At 29.8% G+C, this 19,921-nt stretch carries 20 protein-coding genes and 2 tRNA genes; 10 read left to right on the forward strand and 12 right to left on the reverse strand.

The genetic code is table 11. The annotated features are described in order from the left end of the window. Window positions 1–207 precede the first annotated feature (207 nt). The 4 genes from IEW41_RS10090 to IEW41_RS10105 are packed head-to-tail and all read left to right on the forward strand — an operon-like array spanning window position 208 to window position 5,389. Window positions 208–2,154, forward strand: a complete 1,947-nt coding sequence (locus IEW41_RS10090; protein WP_188606232.1) for a peptidylprolyl isomerase — start codon at window positions 208–210, stop codon at window positions 2,152–2,154. A 6-nt stretch (window positions 2,155–2,160) separates the two neighbouring features. Then, window positions 2,161–3,018, forward strand: coding sequence for a peptidyl-prolyl cis-trans isomerase (locus tag IEW41_RS10095; RefSeq protein WP_308419851.1), 858 nt, complete (start codon window positions 2,161–2,163; stop codon window positions 3,016–3,018). Next, on the forward strand, window positions 3,002–4,432 hold the full coding sequence (locus IEW41_RS10100) for a peptidylprolyl isomerase (protein WP_308419852.1): 1,431 nt from the start codon (window positions 3,002–3,004) through the stop codon (window positions 4,430–4,432). The genes IEW41_RS10095 and IEW41_RS10100 overlap by 17 nt, the downstream gene beginning before the upstream one ends. A 3-nt stretch (window positions 4,433–4,435) precedes the next feature. Beyond that, complete coding sequence (locus IEW41_RS10105; protein WP_188606234.1) at window positions 4,436–5,389, forward strand: AAA family ATPase; 954 nt, start codon at window positions 4,436–4,438, stop codon at window positions 5,387–5,389. On the opposite strand, the gene IEW41_RS10110 is transcribed toward IEW41_RS10105, so the two are convergent. Together IEW41_RS10110 and IEW41_RS10115 are read right to left on the reverse strand one after the other, a co-directional pair. Then, a complete protein-coding gene (locus tag IEW41_RS10110; protein WP_188606235.1) occupies window positions 5,386–5,967 on the reverse strand; it encodes an SCO family protein in 582 nt (193 codons plus the stop codon). The two genes, IEW41_RS10105 and IEW41_RS10110, sit on opposite strands and share 4 nt — an antisense overlap. Next, on the reverse strand, window positions 5,967–7,115 hold the full coding sequence (locus tag IEW41_RS10115; protein WP_188606236.1) for a hypothetical protein: 1,149 nt from the start codon (window positions 7,113–7,115) through the stop codon (window positions 5,967–5,969). Before IEW41_RS10115 ends, IEW41_RS10110 begins: the two co-directional genes overlap by 1 nt. Window positions 7,116–7,137: 22 nt before the next feature. Between IEW41_RS10115 and IEW41_RS10120 the strand changes: the two genes are divergently transcribed. The 5 genes from IEW41_RS10120 (at window position 7,138) to IEW41_RS10140 (ending at window position 13,112) form a co-directional block, all read left to right on the forward strand. After that, entirely contained in the window at window positions 7,138–8,274 is a 1,137-nt protein-coding gene (locus IEW41_RS10120) for an acyltransferase family protein (protein WP_188606237.1), read from the forward strand. A 190-nt stretch (window positions 8,275–8,464) separates the two neighbouring features. Beyond that, complete coding sequence (locus IEW41_RS10125) at window positions 8,465–10,729, forward strand: aconitate hydratase (protein WP_188606238.1); 2,265 nt, start codon at window positions 8,465–8,467, stop codon at window positions 10,727–10,729. 126 nt (window positions 10,730–10,855) lie between these two features. Next, complete coding sequence (locus IEW41_RS10130; RefSeq protein ID WP_188606239.1) at window positions 10,856–11,527, forward strand: Crp/Fnr family transcriptional regulator; 672 nt, start codon at window positions 10,856–10,858, stop codon at window positions 11,525–11,527. Between the two features lie 70 nt (window positions 11,528–11,597). Continuing rightward, window positions 11,598–12,467 carry an anti-sigma factor gene (locus tag IEW41_RS10135; RefSeq protein ID WP_188606240.1) on the forward strand — a complete coding sequence of 290 codons (870 nt, stop codon included), beginning with the start codon at window positions 11,598–11,600 and terminating at the stop codon, window positions 12,465–12,467. A 78-nt stretch (window positions 12,468–12,545) separates the two neighbouring features. Then, window positions 12,546–13,112 carry a TlpA family protein disulfide reductase gene (locus tag IEW41_RS10140; RefSeq protein WP_188606241.1) on the forward strand — a complete coding sequence of 189 codons (567 nt, stop codon included), beginning with the start codon at window positions 12,546–12,548 and terminating at the stop codon, window positions 13,110–13,112. Here IEW41_RS10140 and IEW41_RS10145 read toward each other — a convergent pair. The 7 genes from IEW41_RS10145 to IEW41_RS10175 form a co-directional block, all read right to left on the reverse strand. Further along, entirely contained in the window at window positions 13,098–13,790 is a 693-nt protein-coding gene (locus IEW41_RS10145; RefSeq protein ID WP_188606242.1) for a lycopene cyclase domain-containing protein, read from the reverse strand. The two genes, IEW41_RS10140 and IEW41_RS10145, sit on opposite strands and share 15 nt — an antisense overlap. A 3-nt stretch (window positions 13,791–13,793) precedes the next feature. Further along, window positions 13,794–14,243, reverse strand: coding sequence for a sterol desaturase family protein (locus tag IEW41_RS10150; RefSeq protein ID WP_188606243.1), 450 nt, complete (start codon window positions 14,241–14,243; stop codon window positions 13,794–13,796). An 8-nt stretch (window positions 14,244–14,251) separates the two neighbouring features. Then, window positions 14,252–15,091, reverse strand: coding sequence for a phytoene/squalene synthase family protein (locus tag IEW41_RS10155; protein WP_188606244.1), 840 nt, complete (start codon window positions 15,089–15,091; stop codon window positions 14,252–14,254). Between the two features lie 3 nt (window positions 15,092–15,094). Then, the gene (gene crtID / locus IEW41_RS10160) at window positions 15,095–16,561 is read right to left on the reverse strand and encodes a bifunctional phytoene desaturase/3,4-desaturase (RefSeq protein ID WP_188606245.1); all 1,467 of its coding nucleotides are present in this window, start codon (window positions 16,559–16,561) and stop codon (window positions 15,095–15,097) included. A gap of 53 nt (window positions 16,562–16,614) precedes the next feature. Further along, complete coding sequence (locus IEW41_RS10165) at window positions 16,615–17,514, reverse strand: MerR family transcriptional regulator (protein ID WP_188606246.1); 900 nt, start codon at window positions 17,512–17,514, stop codon at window positions 16,615–16,617. A gap of 69 nt (window positions 17,515–17,583) precedes the next feature. Next, window positions 17,584–17,668, reverse strand: a tRNA-Leu gene (locus IEW41_RS10170). 52 nt (window positions 17,669–17,720) lie between these two features. Then, window positions 17,721–17,793 (reverse strand) — tRNA-Lys (locus IEW41_RS10175). A gap of 125 nt (window positions 17,794–17,918) precedes the next feature. Here IEW41_RS10175 and IEW41_RS10180 point away from each other — a divergent pair. Further along, on the forward strand, window positions 17,919–18,437 hold the full coding sequence (locus tag IEW41_RS10180) for a shikimate kinase (RefSeq protein ID WP_188606247.1): 519 nt from the start codon (window positions 17,919–17,921) through the stop codon (window positions 18,435–18,437). Here the strand turns inward: IEW41_RS10180 and IEW41_RS10185 are convergent. Genes IEW41_RS10185 through IEW41_RS10195 form a run of 3 tightly spaced genes read right to left on the reverse strand, consistent with a single transcriptional unit; the run spans window position 18,429 to window position 19,886 of the window. Next, entirely contained in the window at window positions 18,429–18,932 is a 504-nt protein-coding gene (locus IEW41_RS10185; RefSeq protein WP_188606248.1) for a phosphoribosyltransferase family protein, read from the reverse strand. The two genes, IEW41_RS10180 and IEW41_RS10185, sit on opposite strands and share 9 nt — an antisense overlap. A gap of 2 nt (window positions 18,933–18,934) precedes the next feature. Further along, window positions 18,935–19,531, reverse strand: coding sequence for a methyltransferase domain-containing protein (locus tag IEW41_RS10190; RefSeq protein WP_229660210.1), 597 nt, complete (start codon window positions 19,529–19,531; stop codon window positions 18,935–18,937). Then, on the reverse strand, window positions 19,515–19,886 hold the full coding sequence (locus IEW41_RS10195; protein ID WP_188606249.1) for an RNA-binding S4 domain-containing protein: 372 nt from the start codon (window positions 19,884–19,886) through the stop codon (window positions 19,515–19,517). The genes IEW41_RS10190 and IEW41_RS10195 overlap by 17 nt, the downstream gene beginning before the upstream one ends. Window positions 19,887–19,921 lie beyond the last annotated feature (35 nt).

Consider the following 19,921-nt stretch of genomic DNA (forward strand, 5'->3'; position numbering starts at 1 on the left):
TTATAAAGATATACAGATTCTAAAAAATAATAGTCATTGAAAGTTCAATAGCTAAAAAATTAGTTAATTAGCAAATTAGGCTATACTTTTTATGAAAATCTTATGTTTAAAGGCATACTAAAACAATATTATGGTCGTTTCAAAAAAGCAACTTGCATAATGTGTTAATTGTGTTATTTTTGCTGTAATTGTTAATTAGTTTAAGTTATGAATTTTAAATTTTCAATATTTTTTTTGTCGCTGTTTATAACAGCAAATAGTCTTGCTCAAAAAAGCTCTGACGATGTTTTATTTACTGTTGATGACGAGCCTGTTAGTGCTACAGAGTTTGTTAGGGTTTATAATAAAAACTTAGATTTAGTTAAAGACGAATCGCAAAAAGATGTAGATACTTATTTGCAATTATTTATTAATTATAAACTTAAAATTAAAGAAGCTAAACGTTTAGGTTTAGATACAATACCTACTTATAAAAGAGAGTTTTTAGGATACAAAAAGCAATTATCTAAAAACTACATGTCTGATTCTAATGTAACTGAAGCATTAATAAAAGAGGCTTACGACAGAATGGCTTACGATATAAAAGCTAAGCATGTATTAGTTAGAATTGATGAAAACGAAAAAGACACTCTTAATGTTTATAACCAATTAATCGATTTGCGCAAACGTGTTTTGAGTGAAGGGTTTGAAAAAGTTAAAAGTGAAGTTCATGATGGTGAGACGGTTTTTGCTGAAGATTTAGGTTATTTTTCAGCTTTTAAAATGGTTTATCCTTTCGAAAATGCTGCGTTTAGTACAAAAGTAGGAGAGATTTCTATGCCTTTTAGAACCCGATTTGGTTACCATATTGTTATTGTGGAAGATAAAAGACCTACACTTGGCGAAGTTACAGTTGAGCATATAATGATAATGAACAACCAAAAAGATAGTTTGGTTAATCCTGAAGTTCGTATAAATGAAATTTATAAAAAGATTAATCAAGGTGAAAATTTTGAATCATTAGCAAAACAGTTTTCAGAAGATAAAAGTTCATCAGATAAAGGAGGTCTTCTTACTCCATTTACAGGAGGTCAATTAAGCTCACAAGAGTTTGAAAAAGTGGCGTTTAGCCTTAAAGAAAAAGGCGAAATATCTAAACCTTTTAAATCTAATTACGGTTGGCACATTATTAAGTTGATTAGTAAAGAAGGTTTGCAACCAATCGAAAAAATTAAAAATGAAGTAGAAAATAGAGTTAAAAGAGATTCACGCTCTAGCCTTATTAATGACGCTTTAGCTAGTAAGCTTAAAAAGCAATACGATGTGAAAGATAATGAGAAAGCATTAATTTATTTTGAATCTATTTTAACACCAAGTTATTTTTCTAGAGGCTGGATAGTGCCTTCTAATGTAGAAGCAAACAAAGAACTGTTTAAAGTTGGTAGTAAAACAGTATTGTATAGTGATTTTGCAAATCATTTAGCTGCAGTTCAAAAAGCTTATTTTGAAAAACAAATGGCATTTAGTGATATTATAAGAAAAGAGTATAAATCATATCAAGAAGCTGTAATATTAGCTTACCATGAAGAAAATTTAGAGTTTGTAAATGAAGATTTTGCTCAAATTTTAAAAGAATATAGAGATGGGTTGTTATTGTTTGATTTAATGGAGAAAGAAGTGTGGAGTGCAGCAATAAACGACAGCATTGGTCTAAAAACTTATTTTGAAAAAAATGCGTCTACTTATGTTTGGAATACTAGAGTAGATGTTGTTATTGCTACAGCGGCAAAACAAAAAGACATTGAAAAAGTTAAAGCCTTAATGAATAAAGATAAGTCTGATGAAGATATTAGTCAAGAATTAAACTCTGATAAAATCCAAAAGGTAATTTTTACAAAAGGACTTATGGAGACCTCTAATCAATCATTACCAATTGATTTAGAACTTAAAGAAGGTGTTTCAAAAATTTATAATTATAATGATGCCTTTCATGTAATTTTAATTAATAGTATAAAACCAGCTTCAAATAAAACTTTTGATGAGGCAAAAGGAAAAGCAACTAGCGATTATCAAGGATTTATTGAAGAAAACTGGTTAAACACGTTAAATAATCGCTACAAAGTAATAGTGAATGAAGATGTATTAACTAAGGTGAAATCTCAAATTAAAAACTAAATTAAATTGATTAAAAAAAGTCATATAACTATTCTTGTTTGCTTTTGTTCTTTATTATCATGTAATTTTTTTAAAGAATCAGATGATAGGATTCCTGTAGCGAGAGTAAACGATAATTATTTATATGAAGATGATATTAAAGGTTTAGTGGCCGAAGGAACTTCACCAAAAGACAGTATACTTGTTGTAAACGGATTCATTACGCGTTGGGCAACTCAGCTATTATTAGTTGATGGTTCTGAGCGTAACTTACCAGAAGAGCAACAACAAGAATTTATTAAACTAGTAGAGCAGTATAAAAAAGACTTATTTACAAAAGCTTATTTAGAAGCATTAGTAAACAAAACAATGGATACATTGGTGACTCCAGAAGAGGCAAAAAAAGTTTACGAAACTAATAAAGAGACCTTTAAACTAAACGAAGAGCTAATAAAATTCAGATATATAAATATTCCGCTAAATGCTCTTAATAAAGACGATATAGAAAATCGTTTTAAAAGATACACAAAAAAGGATAAGAAGTTTTTAGATTCTATCTCTGTGCAATTCAAATCTTATTCATTAAAGGATTCAACATGGATTAAGACTTCTCAAGTGATGCATAAAATTCCTGTAGTCAATGCAGAGAACAAAAAAGAACTGTTAAAAAAATCTAATTTTATACAACTCAAAGATTCTTTAAGCCTATATTTGATGCAAATTAATGATGTGTTATTGCAAAACGATTATGCGCCATTAGAGTACGTTAGACCTACCATAAATCAAATTATAATTAACAAAAGAAAATTAGAGTTAATAAAACAACTCGAAACTGATATTACAAAAGATGCAATTAAAAACAATCAATTTGAAATTTACAACTAACACTAAGTTAGCACTTACATTATTAACGCTTTTAAGTTTTAATATTAATTCGGCTCAAGAAGTTATTGAAGACAAAGTTGAAGCTAAATCAAAAAAAGACACTACAATTAATAGTAACCAACGTGTTAAAATAGATGGTGTTATTGGAGTTGTTGGAGATTATGTAATATTAGATTCTGATATTGATAAAGAATTTATTCAATTAAAGGCTAGAGGAGTTTCAACTGCAGATATTACACGTTGCCAATTATTTGGTAAATTATTAGAAGATAAATTGTACGCACATAATGCAATACAAGATAGTATTACAGTAAATGAGCTAGAAATACGCTCTAATATTGATCAACAAATTAATGCCTTCTTACAAGAAACAAATGGTTCAATGGATGAGCTTTTAAAATTTTATAATAAAGATACAGAGCAAAGTTTGCGTGAAGAAATGTTTGAAATCAATAGAGATGGAAAACTTGCGGCAGATATGCAACGTAAAATTGTTGAAGATATTGAAGTAACTCCAGAAGAAGTTAGAGAATACTTTAATAGCATACCAAAAGACGAACGTCCAATATTTGGTACAGAACTAAAAGTTGCACAAATTGTAATTATCCCAAAAGTATCTGAAGAAGAAAAGAAAAAAGTTGTAGATAGACTAAAATCTTTTAAAGCTGATATTATTGAAAATGGAGCTAGCTTTGTTTCTAAAGCGGTATTGTACTCTGATGATATAGCTTCAAGAAAAGATGGTGGAATGTATACACTTAATAGAAAACGACCACAAATGGTTAAAGAGTTTAGAGATGTTGCTTTCTCATTAGAAGAAGGCGAAATTTCAGAACCATTTGAAACAGATTTTGGATACCATATTATCTTACTAGAAAAAATTAGAGGACAAGAATATGATGTTCGTCATATATTACTTCGTCCAGAAGTAACACAAGCGTCAATTAATGAGGCAAAAGAAAAAATCAATACTATAAGACAACGTGTTATTGATGGAGAAATTACTTTTTCTGATGCAGCAAGACAGTTTAGTGACGAAAAAGAAACTAGAAATGATGGAGGACAATTAATCAACCCTCGTACTCAAGATTACAGTTTTGAGTTAACAAAAATGGATCCTGAATTATATTCTCAAATACAAAATCTTAAAGACAATGAGTTGAGTTTAGTGCTTCAAGATGAAGATAGAATTAACAGAATAAAGTTTAAAATACTTACAGTTACTGATAGAATAGATGAGCATGAGGCAAATTTTGCTAGAGATTATTTAAAAATTAAAAACTTAGCAGAACAAGATAAACAGTTTAAAGAAATTGAAAAGTGGCAAAACGAAAAAATTAAAGATACTTACATCAATATAAATGGTGAGTATAGAGATTGCGTTTTTAATAGTAACTGGTTAAAAAAAGAATAATATATGTCTGATGTAGCAGCTGTAGAACAGTTTGTAAATAAATATAAAAGTTTAAAAAACGAAGTAGCTAAAGTAATTGTTGGTCAAGATGAGGTAGTAAATCAAATCCTTATTTCAATATTTTCTGGTGGTCATGCCTTATTAATTGGTGTTCCTGGTTTAGCAAAAACGTTAATGGTTAACACCATTGCACAAGCTTTAGGTTTAGATTTCAAACGTATACAGTTTACTCCAGATTTAATGCCTAGCGATATATTAGGTAGTGAAATTTTAGACGAAAATAGACACTTTAAGTTTATAAAAGGACCAATATTTGCCAATATTATTCTGGCAGACGAGATTAACAGAACACCTCCAAAAACTCAAGCAGCATTATTAGAAGCTATGCAAGAGAGAGCTGTAACTGTTGCTGGTCATCATTACCAATTAAGTTTACCATATTTTGTATTAGCAACACAAAACCCAATTGAGCAAGAAGGGACTTATCCATTACCAGAAGCACAATTAGACCGTTTTATGTTTGCTATAAATTTAGATTACCCTTCATTTACTGAAGAAGTACAAGTTGTTAAATCGACTACAACAGATGTGCAAGCAACAGTAAATCCATTATTTTCTGCACAAGAGATTATAGATTTTCAAAAATTAATTCGTCGTATTCCAGTTGCTGATAATGTTATAGAGTATGCTGTGACTATGGTTAGCAAAACACGTCCTAATGGAACAACAGCTCCAGATTTAGTAAAAGAGTTTGTTGATTGGGGAGCAGGACCAAGAGCTTCGCAAAACTTAATTCTTGCAGCAAAAACTCATGCTGCAATTAATGGTAAATTTTCTCCTGATATCGAAAATGTGCAAGCCGTTGCTAGCGGAATACTTCGTCATAGAATTATTAAAAACTACAAAGCTGAAGCCGAAGGTATTTCAGACGATCAGATAATTAAGAGTTTATTCTAATTCAATAATATATTAATATCTTTTTTTAGTCGCTCTACATCTGTAGCAGCTAAAATATTATAAAACCCTCTTATTTGTTGTTCTCTATCAACTAGTGTAACATAACTACTATGGTAAAAATCTGTACCATCTTGGTTAGGTTTAAAGTTAGTCATGTAAAGTTCTGCTTGTAGCTTAGTGTTATCAACTGTTGAACGTAAAAACTGCCATTTGCTAGATTTAATTCCTGTAGCTTCCTGATAGTCTTTTAATATAAGAGCAGTATCATTTTCTGGATCGATAGTATGAGAAATTATTATAAAATCATTTTCGTTTTTAAATGTTTCTGCAATATCTATTAGTTGTAATCGCATAGGAGGACAAATACTTGGGCAGCGTGTAAAGAAAAAGTTAGCAATGAAAACTTTATCAGAAACTTTAAAGTCTTCATCTAACTGATTTGTAAACTCTTTGTAATTTATAGTATAGTATGATTTGTTTCCAGAACCATCAATTTTATAACTTAAAACTGGTAAGTTTTTATCATTACTATTACAACTAACTAAAAAATAAAAACAAAAAAGTAAAACTATTTTCATTATTGAGCAGGATTATAGCTTTTTAATTTTTTGTCCATTTCCTTATCGTATAAAAATACAAACATACTAGCCATCATATCTTGATTTGTTTTTGTTGTATTATTTACTGTTAGTACTAACTCATAATCATGATCTGGATAGAGCATAATACCTTCTTTACTAGAAAAATGAGTTACTTTTTTAAGACCAATTTTGTCAATATAATTTTCTGCTTTAGAAATAAATAAAGTTGAATCCAACGTTTTGTCTCTAAATGCTAGAGTTTCAGCAAAAGGATGTAAATGCGTTGCTATATGATGCATTGTTGTATTGTCTTTAAGCTGTAATTGATGAGTAATGTCATATTTGTACATTTCTTTTCCAGGGAAAACCACCCAATGTCCAGATAGACTTTCTCCATTATTATTTGTATAACTGTGGTTTTTAGTTTCAACAGGAAGGCACATGTTTGGATTGTTTTCTGTCAATCCTTCAAATGGATTTTCACTATTATATGGTAACATCACAAAAACCGTTTTACTCATTAAAGGTTTCATAGTGTTGTTATGTTTTTTGAATCCAATATTTATTTCATGCTTTAAAGAAAACGGTTCGGTTTTAATATTGTGGTTTAGAGTTTGTGTGGCTAAAAATAAATTTTCATTTGTAAAAACAGGAAATCCATACCCTTCAGGAAAGGCATATTGCTCAATACCATTGCTCATCGATGTTAATCTAGGGTATTGTTCTCCAATTCGGTTATTAAGATTCCAACGCGAATAGTGTTCACCATCATAAAAATCTACATTAGTATGACAAACATAATCGTTTGAAAGCTGGTCAATTTCATTAGTGCTAATTGCCTTTGTCTCAAAAGATGTTATCCAAACCAATTCGTTTTTTTTATAATCTAACTGAAAAGAGCTCATCACTTTTGGCCCTTCCATAGATTTGTAAATATTGTCAATAACGAAGGTTGGAGTAATTAATGAGATAGAAGAGTCTGTACTGTTAATATTCCAAGTATTATCAACCAATCCAAGCTTATGGTTTATCTGTGTTTTAACAATAGCTTTATGTCTGTTAGGTAGATTTAGATAGTAAATTCCACCAACACAAATTGCTAAAAGCAATAATAAAACTGAATATTTTAGTACATTAGTCTTCACACATTAAAAGTACTATTTTTTTATGCAAATAAATTATGACAAACGAATTTTTGGTTTAGACTTAATGCGAGCTGTGGCAATAATTTTAGTAGTGTTTTCTCATATTACTTGGATTATACCAAAAACCAAGGGATTCATTCCAGATTTAATGAGTATAGCTGGAGTTATTGGCGTAGAAATATTTTTTGTGCTTAGTGGGTTTTTAATAGGACGAATAATTTATAACTTATATCAGTCTGAAGATTTTAGTTTTAAAAGCGTGTCTTACTTTTGGGTTAGACGTTGGTTTAGAACCCTTCCTAACTATTATTTAGCTTTAATACTAAATATTGGAATTGCAATTTATATAGGAATAAAATTACCTGAAGCACTATGGCAATATGTGTTTTTTATTCAAAATTTTGCTTGGGAAACACCCTCGTTATTTATAGAGTCCTGGAGCTTGTCAATTGAAGAATTTGCATACATTATTGGTCCATTATTACTTTATTGCACTTTGTTTATAAAGACAAAATTATCAAAGGATAAGTTGTTCTTATATATAACACTTTTGATAATTATGCTATTTACAATTACAAAATTGATTTATAGTTTAAATGACCATACAAGAAGCATGGTGTATTGGAATGCTAATTTAAAAGCCGTTGTTATTTATAGAATAGATGCAATTTACTTTGGTGTTTTCGCCGCATTTATTTCTATAGTTAGACCAAATTTTTGGAAGCATATAAAATACTTAGCGTTTTTTTTAGGCGCTGTAATATTTTTAGGATTAAATGCTATTATACCAATTAAAAGACTTTTTATTGAATCTTATCCAATGTTTTGGAATGTTTGGTATTTACCAATAAATACAATAGCTATAATGCTTACTCTGCCATTATTTAGTCAGATAAATTCAGCTACCAAGTTAATATTAAAGCCTATAACCTATATTAGTCTTATTTCTTATGCAATGTATGTTTTACATTACTCAATAATACTGCAACTACTTAAATATTATTTACCATCAGATGATTTGCCAAAATTTGATAGTATCATTTATGTAATAGTCTATTTATCTATGACCATTTTTTTATCGTACTTAGTTTACAGATTTTATGAAAAGCCTATGACAGATTTAAGAGATTCTTCTGTAATTAAGAATAAATTTAAATAGATTTATTTTGTTAATTTATTATTTTATTCTATAAAAAATTATGAAATATCTAAAAATACAATGAAAAACAAATCATTCTTTGAATTATATTCATCAATTTTTAGATTTTGTTACACATTTTTAAATATGATTAAAAATTTGTAATTTTGCAACACATTAAAAACAAATATTCATCCTTTAAATAAAACTTATGGCATTTGACATTGATATGATTAAGAAAGTGTATTCAACTATGGCTGAACGTGTAGATAAAGCACGAGAAGTAGTAGGTAAACCTTTAACGCTTTCTGAAAAGATTTTATACTCGCATCTTTGGGATGGAAATCCAACAACAGCTTATGTAAGAGGTAAAGATTATGTTGATTTTGCTCCAGACAGAATTGCTTGTCAGGATGCTACTGCACAAATGGCTTTATTGCAATTTATGCAAGCAGGGAAGGCTAAAGTTGCAGTTCCTACAACAGTACATTGCGATCACTTAATTCAAGCAAAGCAAGGTGCAGCAGCAGATTTAAAGCGTGCTAATGAAACTAGTAATGAAGTTTTCGATTTCTTAGCATCAGTATCAAATAAATATGGAATAGGTTTCTGGAAGCCAGGAGCAGGAATTATTCACCAAGTAGTTCTAGAAAACTACGCATTTCCTGGAGGAATGATGATTGGTACAGATTCTCATACTGTAAATGCTGGAGGATTAGGAATGGTTGCCATTGGAGTAGGTGGAGCAGATGCTGTTGATGTTATGGCTGGAATGGCTTGGGAATTAAAATTTCCAAAACTTATTGGTGTTAAATTAACAGGAAAACTTAATGGCTGGACGTCTGCAAAGGATGTTATTCTTAAAGTTGCTGGTATTTTAACTGTAAAAGGTGGTACTGGAGCTATAGTTGAATATTTTGGAGAAGGTGCTAAAAACTTATCTTGTACAGGAAAAGGTACTATTTGTAATATGGGAGCAGAAATTGGTGCTACCACATCTACATTTGGTTATGATGCTTCAATGGAACGCTACTTACGCGCTACAGATAGAGCTGAAATAGCTGACGAAGCAAATAAAATAAAAGAATACCTAACAGCTGATGCTGAAGTGTATGCTAATCCTGAAGCTTATTTTGATCAGGTTATTGAAATTGATTTAGATACTTTACGTCCACATCTTAATGGACCTTTTACACCAGATTTGGCAACACCAGTTGGAGAGTTAGGACCTAAAGCTAAAGCAAATGGTTGGCCAATTAAAGTAGATTGGGGACTTATTGGTTCTTGTACTAATAGTTCTTATGAAGATTTAACTCGTGCAGCTTCAATTGCTAAACAGGCAGTAGATAAAAAAATAAAAGCAAAATCTGATTTTGGAATTAATCCTGGTTCTGAACAAATTCGTTTTACGGCAGAGCGTGATGGGATTCTTAAAATATTTGAAGATTTAGATGCCACTATATTTACAAACGCATGTGGACCATGTATTGGTCAATGGGATAGGAGCGATTTAAAAGGCGATGAGAAAAATACGATTGTACATTCGTTTAATAGAAATTTCTCAAAGCGTGCTGATGGTAATCCTAATACTCATGCATTTGTTGGTTCGCCAGAAATGGTTGCTGCAATCGCAATTTCTGGACGTTTAGATTTTGATCCAATGAATGACACTTTACTAAACGAAGATGGAATTGAAGTAAAATTAGATGAGCCTAAAGGCTTAGAATTACCTCCATTAGGATTCGCAGTTGAAGATGCTGGTTACGTTGAGCCTATTGCAGATGGTAGTAAAGTAGATGTTTCTGTCAGCCCAACTTCTGAAAGACTTCAATTGCTAACGCCTTTTGAGCCAATCGGAAATGAAATTAAAGGTGCAAAATTATTGATAAAAGCATTTGGTAAATGTACAACAGACCATATTTCTATGGCAGGACCTTGGTTACGCTTTAGAGGGCATTTAGATAATATATCTAACAATATGCTAATTGGCGCTGTAAATGCTTACAATAAGAAAACAAACTTTGTAAAAAACCAATTAACTGGTGATTATGAAGGTGTTCCTGATGTGGCTCGTGCTTATAAAGCTAAAGGCATTAAATCTATAGTAGTTGGAGATCACAACTATGGTGAAGGATCTTCTCGTGAACATGCTGCAATGGAACCTAGACATTTAGGTGTAGCTGCAGTTTTAGTAAAATCGTTTGCACGTATTCACGAAACAAACCTTAAAAAACAAGGAATGTTAGGTTTAACTTTTGCAAATGAGAATGACTATGATAAAATACAAGAAGATGATACTATTAACTTCTTAGATTTAAATGAATTTTCGCCAGGAAAACCTCTTAAATTAGAGTTTTTACATAAAGATGGAAGTAAAGATGTAATTGTTGCAAACCATACTTATAATCAATCACAAATAGATTGGTTTAATGAAGGTTCTGCATTAAATTTAATTAAGAAAGAGAATGCATCTTAATTTAAAGATGTAAACTATAAATAAGAAACTCCTGAGAAATCAGGAGTTTTTTTTATGAATACATGTAAGTAAAACAAAGAGTTTTCGACTTTTTTACTACTAACAAAAACAAAAACAAAACTCATAATGAATTCTCATTGGTTTTTTGAAGATGTCAACTTATTCAATATTCTTTGTCCTCACAAATTTAAGACCTATAAAAAGGCTCATGTTTTTAATTATTATTCAAAAAAAGATTATATCTATTTTGAAGATGATTCAGCATCAAAAGTATATTTAATAGAAAAAGGAAAAGTTAAAATAGGTTACTATAACGAATCTGGCGATGAAGTTATAATTGCCATTTTAACAAAAGGTGAATTGTTTGGTGAAAAAGCAATTCTAGGTGATAATATAAGAGATGAATTTGCTCAATCTATTGAAAAGGAAACTTCTATTTGTCCTATTAGTGTTCAAACAATGTTTGATCTAATGAGAGATAATCAAACCTTTAGCTTTAAGGTGTATAAATTCTTAGGATTTAAATTCAAAAAAATGGAAAGGCGTCTTAAGTTATTACTATTTAAAGACACAAAAACAAGACTATTAGAATTTTTAGAAGATTTATGTGGCGAATATGGTCATGACTGTGAAAAAACAGGCGATAAGGTAATAGAACATCCATATACTCAAAAAGATATTGCATCATTAATAGGAACTTCAAGGCCAACGTTAAATATAATGATGAATGAATTAAAAGAGGAAAACGTTATAGATTTCAGTAGAAAGGAAATAAGAATTTTAAAAAAAATTGCTTAATGTTAGATAGCTAACATTTTACGAAAAAAGCATCTATTAATTTTGGAGTATTAACTCTAAAAAAAAAGAAATGAAAAAGATGTTTTTTGTAGTAATAGTTATAGGTTTTATGACTTTATCTTGTAGTAGCGACGACGATAATAGTGTTGCAACTTCAAATTTGACCTTAAATTTAAGTGGTTTAGAAGCTCTTGGGAGCAATTATGTTTATGAAGGATGGATAATTGTAGATGGAGCACCTGTTTCAACAGGTACATTTACTAATGTTACATTTCCTCAAACGTTTGTTGTAAATGCACAACAATTAAGTAGTGCAACAGATTTTGTTTTATCTATAGAACCAGCTACAGATCCTGATCCTATGCCAGCAGCCACTAAAGTATTATCTGGAAGTTTTTCGGGAGGAATGGCAAATGTAAATTCTAATGCGATTGTTGGGAATTTTAATAGTTCTGCAGGAAAATATATTTTAGCAACTCCAACGGATAACGATAATACTAATGAAGCAAGTGGTGTATGGTTTTTAGACAACTCTTCAGGAAGTGCTGTTGCTGGTTTAAGTTTACCAGAATTACAATCAGGCTGGAAATATGAAGGTTGGGCTGTAATTAACGGAACGCCAGTTAGTACAGGTACATTTACTAATGTTAACGCGGCTGATGATAATGCGGCTACATCGCCTTTTAAAGGCAATATTGGAAATGGTCCAGCCTATCCAGGTGAAGATTACCTTCAAAATGCTCCAACAGGACTAACGTTTCCTACAGATTTAAAAGGAGCCACTATAGTTATTTCTGTAGAGCCTAGTCCTGATAATAGCCCATTACCTTTTACACTTAAACCATTAGCCCACACAGTGCCAATTAACGCAATGAACCATACAACTATATCTATGGGAGCAGGACCTGTTACATCACTATCAGGAACTGTAACAAGATAAAGGTTTGCAAACCTTTTGTTTTTTGTTAGATTTAAAGCATAATTTCGACTTAGAGATTATGCTTTAATTTTATTAGTTATGAATATCTCTAAAAAACAGCGAAACAATATTATATTTTTAGTCATAATTGCGCTTATTTTAATTCCGCAAACTAGACAACCTATACAAATTGTATTGCATAAAGGGTTAGCGCTTTTTAGTCCAAGTATAGAAGATGAATCTGAGTTAAAAAACATCACAAATTATAATTGGAAATTAAAAGATATAAACGGAATTGCGTATAATTTTAATCAATCTGAAGGCAAAGTTGTTTTAGTGAATTTCTGGGCAACTTGGTGCCCACCCTGTATAGCAGAAATGCCAAGCATGCAAGAATTATATAATGACTATAGCGATAAAGTAGATTTTGTTTTTATATCTGATGAAGGGCAAGATGTTTTAAAAAGCTTTTTATCGAAAAAAAACTATTCATTTAATGTATATATACCATCTGAAACTCCTCAAATTAAATTATTTGAAGTAAGAAGTATTCCTAGAACATTTTTATTAAATAAGAAAGGAAAAATAATTATTGATAAGTCTGGAGCAGCAAATTGGAATAGTGAAACAGTTAGAGATAAAATAGATGCATTACTTTTGGAATAATTTCTTTTCAAGAAACTCCATCAGGAATAAATTCGTCAATATTAAAGTAAATGCATAAATAGTATCTTCAATAGGGATTGTGAATAATCTTACACTTAAGTTTTCAGAATTATTATACCAAACAACTTCATTTTCTATATAACTACCTGTTAGTATTCCATTAACTATAAAAAAAGGAATGAGCATCACTAAAAATGTAAGAAAGTATTTTCGAAGCAGTTCTATATCATATTTTAAAACTATTGGTAGTAAAATAACTGCGTATAAAAAATTAACAAAGGTGTACCATTTGTCATAATATACAAAGCATAACAACAATAGCATGGCAACACTAACTTGAGTGAGTATTGTTGTGTTTTTTTTTCTTAATTGAATACTTGGAAAATAATATATTAATGCATAATGAGTAAAAACACATGCATAAGGAATACATATAAAAAACAACCATTCTTCAATTGGTAACCCAAAAAGGCGTTCTTCTAAAAAGTAAAAATCATTAAATCCCCAAATACCATTTTTGGTAAATATTATATCCCAAGGAATAAATATTAGCATTGTTAAAGCAATGGCTATAAACAATGATTTCCATTTCTTATAAAATTTCAATTTTGGATGAAAACTAAATAAAAAGGGAATTGATAATGAACCTAAATTTAATAATAGATATAAATGATTCATTATTTACTTTTTAAAGTATTTAAAAGGGACTATTAGCATTCCAAAACATTCTCCTTCATCTTTGCCTAAATGTTTATGATGCATTTTATGAGCTCGTCTTACACCTTTAGCATACCAATTATTTGCATTTCTGAAGAGTTTAAAACGCTGATGAATAAAAATATCATGTACAATAAAATAAGTAGCTCCATAAGCCATTATTCCTAGAGCAATTGGCAAACAAAACCAAACGTTTTCATAGTTCCATAAGTAGAAGCAAATCATACTAACAATTGCATAAAAAATAAAAAAAGCATCATTACGCTCAAACCAGCTTTTATGGTCTTTTTTATGATGGTCTTTGTGTAAACTCCATAAAAATCCGTGCATAACATATTTATGTGTAAACCAAGCCATAAATTCCATGATGAAGAATGTGCCTAAAAAAATTACTATCCAATAGAGAATTTGCATACTCAAAATTACATTAAATTAAGTTGATATTTTACATAACTACGAGTTAACAGTTCTATTTTTTTATAATTTGGCACTCTAATTCGTGTTGATTTTATTTCTAAAGCTGGTGTTTTTTTTAATTTTTTTAAAAGTTGATTATAGTATCTATAAGCCATAAATACACCAAACTTAGCTTCTAGTGGAAGCTGTTTTATACCTTGCAGACCTTTAGAAAAATCATTCTCAATATCAGCAATTATTTCTTGTTTTGATGCTTCATCTAGCTTACTTAAATCAGTATTAGGAAAGTAAGTCCTGCTTAAATCTTCATAATCTGCTTTAAGATCTCTTAGAAAATTCACTTTTTGAAATGCTGATCCTAAACTCATCGCTGAGTCTTTTAACGATTCATACTTTACTACATCGCCTTTTACAAATACTTTTAAACACATTAAGCCAACAACATCAGCAGAGCCATATATATAAGCCTTGTATTCTTCAGCCGATAAATATGTGCTTTTATGCAAATCTAGTCTCATACTATCCATAAAAGAATCCACCAAATGTTTTTCAATACCGTATTTATGATACGTTTCTTGAAAAGAGTTTAAAATAGGGTTTAAACTTATTTTTTGATTTAAAGCTAACTTTAAATCATTTTCAAAATTATTAAATAGCGTTTCTTTGTCATAATCATGAAACGAATCAACAATCTCATCTGCAAATCTAACAAAGCCATAAATATTGTAAATATCTTGTCTAATTGAATTAGAAAGCATTTTTGTAGCTAAAGAAAATGATGTACTGTAAGACTTTGTGACAGTCTTACTACACTGATGAGAAACGGTATCGAATAATGCTTTCATAGATTAGTTATTATGATGTTTTTTTATAAGTTCTGCCACCAATTTTCCAGAAATTAATGAAGGTGGAACTCCAGGGCCAGGTACTGTTAATTGACCTGTAAAGTATAAATTTTTCACTTTCTTGCTTTTTAATTTAGGCCTTAAAAAAGCAGTTTGCATAAGGGTATTTGCCATTCCGTAAGCATTACCTTTATAAGAGTTATAATCTTTTACAAAATCGTTTACACAAAAACTTTCTTTAAACAGAATATGTTGTTTAACATCTTGTGATGTTAAGTTTTCAAATCGGGATATAATTTTATTGAAATATTTTTCTCTTAACTCATTTGTGTCATTTAAACCTGGTGCTAGCGGGATTAAAAATATACCAGCTTCTTTACCTTCTGGAGCAGTACTATTGTCTGTTATAGAAGGAAAACTTGCATAAAATAATGGTTCTTCTGGCCATTTTGGGTTGTCGTATATGTCTTTAGCATGCGTATCAAAATCTACATCAAAAAATAAAGTATGGTGATTTACATTTTTTATTTTTTTATCAAAGCCTACATAAAATAGGAGAGAAGAAGGTGCAAAAATCTTCTTTTCCCAATAACGCTCAGAGTATTGTCTGTATTTTTGGTCTAATAAGCGTTCTGTATGATGATAATCAGCTCCACTCAAAATAATATCGCTTATAAAAGTTTCTCCATTAGAAATTATACCAATTGCCTCACCTTTATCTACGACAATTCTATCAATTGGGTTTTGAGTTTTTATAGTTACACCTAAACTTTGAGCTAAAGTTTCCATTGCTAGAATAACTTCATACATTCCTTTTTTTGGATGAAATGTACCAATACCAAAGTCGGCATAATTCATAAAGCTATAAAATGAAGGAGTGTTGTCTGGTTTAGCACCAAGAAACAATACTGGGAATTCTAAAATTTTGCAAAGTCTGTCATTCTTAAATTCTTTCCTTACATCCTTTTTTATAGTGCTAAAAAACTGATTTATCTTTTTTATAGTAACAGGAGTCATTAATTCAAAAGGCGAAATACCTGGTCTGTATACTAAATCTTTAATCGCAACATTGTAGTTATGTTGTGCATTTGCTATAAACTTTCTAAGCTTTTTTGAACTTCCTGTTTCTTCACTTTCAAATGCAACACATATTTTTTCTAATGTATCCTCAATAGTTATATAGTCATCTTGACCAAAATAGACGCTATAAGCAGGATTTAATCTTTCGAGTTGGTAATAATCTGAAGGAAGTTTATTAAAGTCTGCAAAAAAACGTTCAAAAACATCAGGCATCCAATACCAAGTTGGTCCAATGTCAAACGTAAAACCATTTTTTTTTAATTGCCTAGCTCTTCCTCCTATAGTTTGATTTTTTTCAAATATAGTAACCTTATTTCCGTCTTTAGCTAAGTAACATGCTGCTGCGAGAGCAGAAAATCCTGAGCCAATTATTGATACCGATTTATTCATTGTTTAACAAATATACAAAAAAGTTAAACAAAATATTTTATTTGCTTAATATTTTATAGTTTTTTAACTAAACTTTCAATGGTGCTGAAAGGAGTTATTTGTTTTGGAAGTGTTTTAAAATCAAACTCTTCTAATTGTTTACCTAAAATCCAGCATTGTGAGCCGCTATTTTTTAACACTTTTTCGTTAAGTTCAACTAAATAATGTAAAATATCCTCTTTATCTGGCTTAACTGTAAAATACGAAATAAAAGTAATGTCTTGGTAAAAACTTAAAAGGTCTGTTAGATTATTTAGAGGAACACTTTGCCCAAGAAAAATACTATGGTAACCTTTAGCTATTATTTCATAATTAATAAACATAAGACCAAGTTCGTGTATTTCATTGTCTGGTAAATAGAGAACAAAAGTCTTTGAAGTTTTGTTTATATTCTTTGCTTGAAGTAATTCTGTATTTACTAAAATTTTTTGTCTAATAAGAGTTGTTATAAAATGTTCATGAGCAGGAGTTATTGAGTCTGTTTGCCATAACACTCCAATTTCTGAAAGCAGTGGAATAAAAATATTATAGAATATATCTTTGAATGACTTTTCTTTTGCAAGACTTTCATAAGTATTATAAAATAAAGCCTGATCAAAATTTAGCATTGAAAGCTTAAAAGCATTAATGGAATTTTCTTTTGAGTCTGATTTTTCAGATATTTCTTTAACTAAAAGAGGAATGCTTTCTCTTTTTAGTTTGGCTATTTTAGAAATTTTATAGCCATTATTATTTAAAAAACTCACGTTTAATAGCTTTTGCAAGCTTGCTAAATTGTAATACCTAATATTAGTTTCTGTTCTTTCTGGTTCTAGAAGGTTGTATCTTTTTTCCCAAATTCTTATTGTGTGAGCTTTTATGCCAGATAAGTTTTCAAGATCCTTAATGCTAAAAGTAGTTTGTATATTGTTCATATTTTAATTAAAAATATTAAACAAAAATAGAAAAATTAATTTATATAATAATGAAAAGAAAAAGCAAAGTGCGCACGAGAAGACTCGAACTTCCACATCCTAAACGGATACCAGCCCCTCAAGCTGGCGCGTCTACCAATTCCGCCACGTGCGCTTTATGAAGTTTAAAGGTAAAAAAAAAGTTAAGCAAAATGCTTAACTTTTTGTGACCCGACTGGGGCTCGAACCCAGGACCCCAACATTAAAAGTGTTGTGCTCTACCAACTGAGCTATCGAGTCTTTTTCTCTAACGAGGGTGCAAATATAAAGACGATTAATTTATAATGCAACGCTTTTTTAATATAAATTTGTTTTTTTTTATAAATTAATTCCTAAGGTTTTTAAAATCAATTTATAACAGATTTATGAATATTATTTTAATTGGATATATGGGCTCTGGAAAATCTACAATTGGTAAGAAATTATCACAAATTTTAGATTTTGAATATGTAGATTTAGACAATTATATTGAAGAAAAAGAAAAGAATACTATTTCAGGTATTTTTAAAACAAAAGGCGAAATTTATTTCAGAAAAATTGAAAAGAAATATTTAGAAGAAGTTTTAATATTGCCTAATAGTGTAATTTCTTTAGGTGGAGGAACCCCTTGTTATGGCGATAATATGAAATTGATAACTGAGGCTGAAGATTCTAAAAGCGTTTATTTAAAGGCATCAATACCTCAATTAGTAATGCGTTTAAAAGATGAGAAAAATAAAAGGCCATTAATTTCTCATCTAAAGAGTGAAGAGCAACTTGTTGAATTTATTGGCAAACATTTATTTGAAAGATCTGTTTTTTACAACCAATCTAATGTTACCTTATCAGTAGATAATAAATCTGTTAACAGTATTGTTGAAGAGGTAATTTTACAGTTATTTTAAATACGCTTCAAACTGTTTTCCGTCTAAAACGACTTCTACATGTTCATTTAGAGAAGTGGAAAGTGAAATGCCTTTAAAATCTGCCTTTACAGGATATTTCTTATGGTTTCTATTTACTAATACTGCAGTTTTGAATTGTTTAAGAGGGACATTTAAAAAATGCTTAACACCATAAATTAAAGTACTTCCAGAGTTTAAAACATCATCAATTAATACTATAGATTTATTTTTATAGTCTTCAGTCACCAAAGAAGTTTTTACTTCAGATAATGGATTTTTCTTGTCAATTACAACTTTACAAAGTGTAGATTTTAAATCTGATATTTTATCTAAATTAGATTTTAATTTTTTTGCAAACAAATAACCGTTGGAATCAATACCAGCTAAGATAACTTCATTTTCATCAACATTGCTTTCATAAATTTGATAAGCAATTCGTTTAATTTTATGATTAATTTCTTGGTGATTAAGGATTATGTGTTTGTTTACAGCCATCTTTAGTTAGTTTTTTCAAAGATAAAAAAGAGTTCTCTATTCTCTCTTGGTTTTATTGAATTATATGAAGGCTCAAGTGTTTTAATACTAAAAAATTTTGAAAACCTATTTATATATTCCAATTTGCTTCCGCCAAAAGGAGGACCATCTTCTGTAAGTTCAAAATCAAATAATAAGCCAATCAACTTTCCATTTTTTACTAATAACTTATTCATTTGTTTAATATAATCTTCACGCAATTCTGGATTTAAAGCACAAAAGAAAGTTTGTTCAATAATTAAATCGAAAGTATCATTTAGGTTAAAGAAATCGGAATGTATTATTTGATTTTCAGGAAATTCTGGAACTCTTCTTTTAAAATTGTTTAAAGGCATTTCAGCAATATCTAGAATATAAGTGTTTTTAAATCCTTTTTTCCAAAGATATTCAGCTTCAAAACTATTTCCTGCTCCAGGGATTAAAATTTTTAAATCAAAATTTTCTAATTGATTAATATAGGATTCAATAGGAGTAGAGATGTCACCAATATCCCAACCAGTGTCATTGCTTTTATACCTTTCTTCCCAAAAGAGTTTATTAAGCTTATTCTTTTTCATCATAAAAATCGTCAATATCTCTTCGGTCTTTTTTTGTCGGTCTTCCAGCGCCTTTTTTTCTGTAATAGTCTTTAGAATATTTTAAAAGTTCTTGTGCTGCAAAGGCTTCTTTAGGAGTAGTGTCTACCCTGTAAATGTCAACTAATTTTGCTCCAACTCTATTTGGAGGTAAGTCATTTACTGTAAGTTGATACCAAATTTGGTCTTTTCTAAGTTCAATTTTATCGGTTGGATATACCTCTCTACTTGGCTTTACAACCTGTTCATTAACTTTAATATGTCCTTTTTTACAAGCTTCTGTTGCTAAGCTTCTTGTTTTGTAATATCTCACACACCAAAGGAATTTATCTACTCGCATATTAAAATTATAAAAACAACGTTAATGTTGTTGTA

Origin of the sequence: Aquaticitalea lipolytica, from assembly GCF_014641635.1 — a bacterium.
In the GTDB taxonomy this organism is placed as follows: domain Bacteria; phylum Bacteroidota; class Bacteroidia; order Flavobacteriales; family Flavobacteriaceae; genus Aquaticitalea; species Aquaticitalea lipolytica.

Excerpts from the sequence above, each read along its gene's own strand:
- IEW41_RS10090 (WP_188606232.1), top strand. The coding sequence starts at position 208 with ATGAATTTTAAATTTTCAATATTTTTTTTGTCGCTGTTTATAACAGCA.
- IEW41_RS10105 (WP_188606234.1), top strand. The coding sequence starts at position 4,436 with ATGTCTGATGTAGCAGCTGTAGAACAGTTTGTAAATAAATATAAAAGT.
- IEW41_RS10110 (WP_188606235.1), bottom strand. The coding sequence starts at position 5,967 with ATGAAAATAGTTTTACTTTTTTGTTTTTATTTTTTAGTTAGTTGTAAT.
- IEW41_RS10120 (WP_188606237.1), top strand. The coding sequence starts at position 7,138 with ATGCAAATAAATTATGACAAACGAATTTTTGGTTTAGACTTAATGCGA.
- IEW41_RS10125 (WP_188606238.1), top strand. The coding sequence starts at position 8,465 with ATGGCATTTGACATTGATATGATTAAGAAAGTGTATTCAACTATGGCT.
- IEW41_RS10130 (WP_188606239.1), top strand. The coding sequence starts at position 10,856 with ATGAATTCTCATTGGTTTTTTGAAGATGTCAACTTATTCAATATTCTT.
- IEW41_RS10135 (WP_188606240.1), top strand. The coding sequence starts at position 11,598 with ATGAAAAAGATGTTTTTTGTAGTAATAGTTATAGGTTTTATGACTTTA.
- IEW41_RS10140 (WP_188606241.1), top strand. The coding sequence starts at position 12,546 with ATGAATATCTCTAAAAAACAGCGAAACAATATTATATTTTTAGTCATA.
- IEW41_RS10145 (WP_188606242.1), bottom strand. The coding sequence starts at position 13,790 with ATGAATCATTTATATCTATTATTAAATTTAGGTTCATTATCAATTCCC.
- IEW41_RS10150 (WP_188606243.1), bottom strand. The coding sequence starts at position 14,243 with ATGCAAATTCTCTATTGGATAGTAATTTTTTTAGGCACATTCTTCATC.
- IEW41_RS10155 (WP_188606244.1), bottom strand. The coding sequence starts at position 15,091 with ATGAAAGCATTATTCGATACCGTTTCTCATCAGTGTAGTAAGACTGTC.
- crtID (WP_188606245.1), bottom strand. The coding sequence starts at position 16,561 with ATGAATAAATCGGTATCAATAATTGGCTCAGGATTTTCTGCTCTCGCA.
- IEW41_RS10165 (WP_188606246.1), bottom strand. The coding sequence starts at position 17,514 with ATGAACAATATACAAACTACTTTTAGCATTAAGGATCTTGAAAACTTA.
- IEW41_RS10180 (WP_188606247.1), top strand. The coding sequence starts at position 17,919 with ATGAATATTATTTTAATTGGATATATGGGCTCTGGAAAATCTACAATT.
- IEW41_RS10185 (WP_188606248.1), bottom strand. The coding sequence starts at position 18,932 with ATGGCTGTAAACAAACACATAATCCTTAATCACCAAGAAATTAATCAT.
- IEW41_RS10190 (WP_229660210.1), bottom strand. The coding sequence starts at position 19,531 with ATGATGAAAAAGAATAAGCTTAATAAACTCTTTTGGGAAGAAAGGTAT.
- IEW41_RS10195 (WP_188606249.1), bottom strand. The coding sequence starts at position 19,886 with ATGCGAGTAGATAAATTCCTTTGGTGTGTGAGATATTACAAAACAAGA.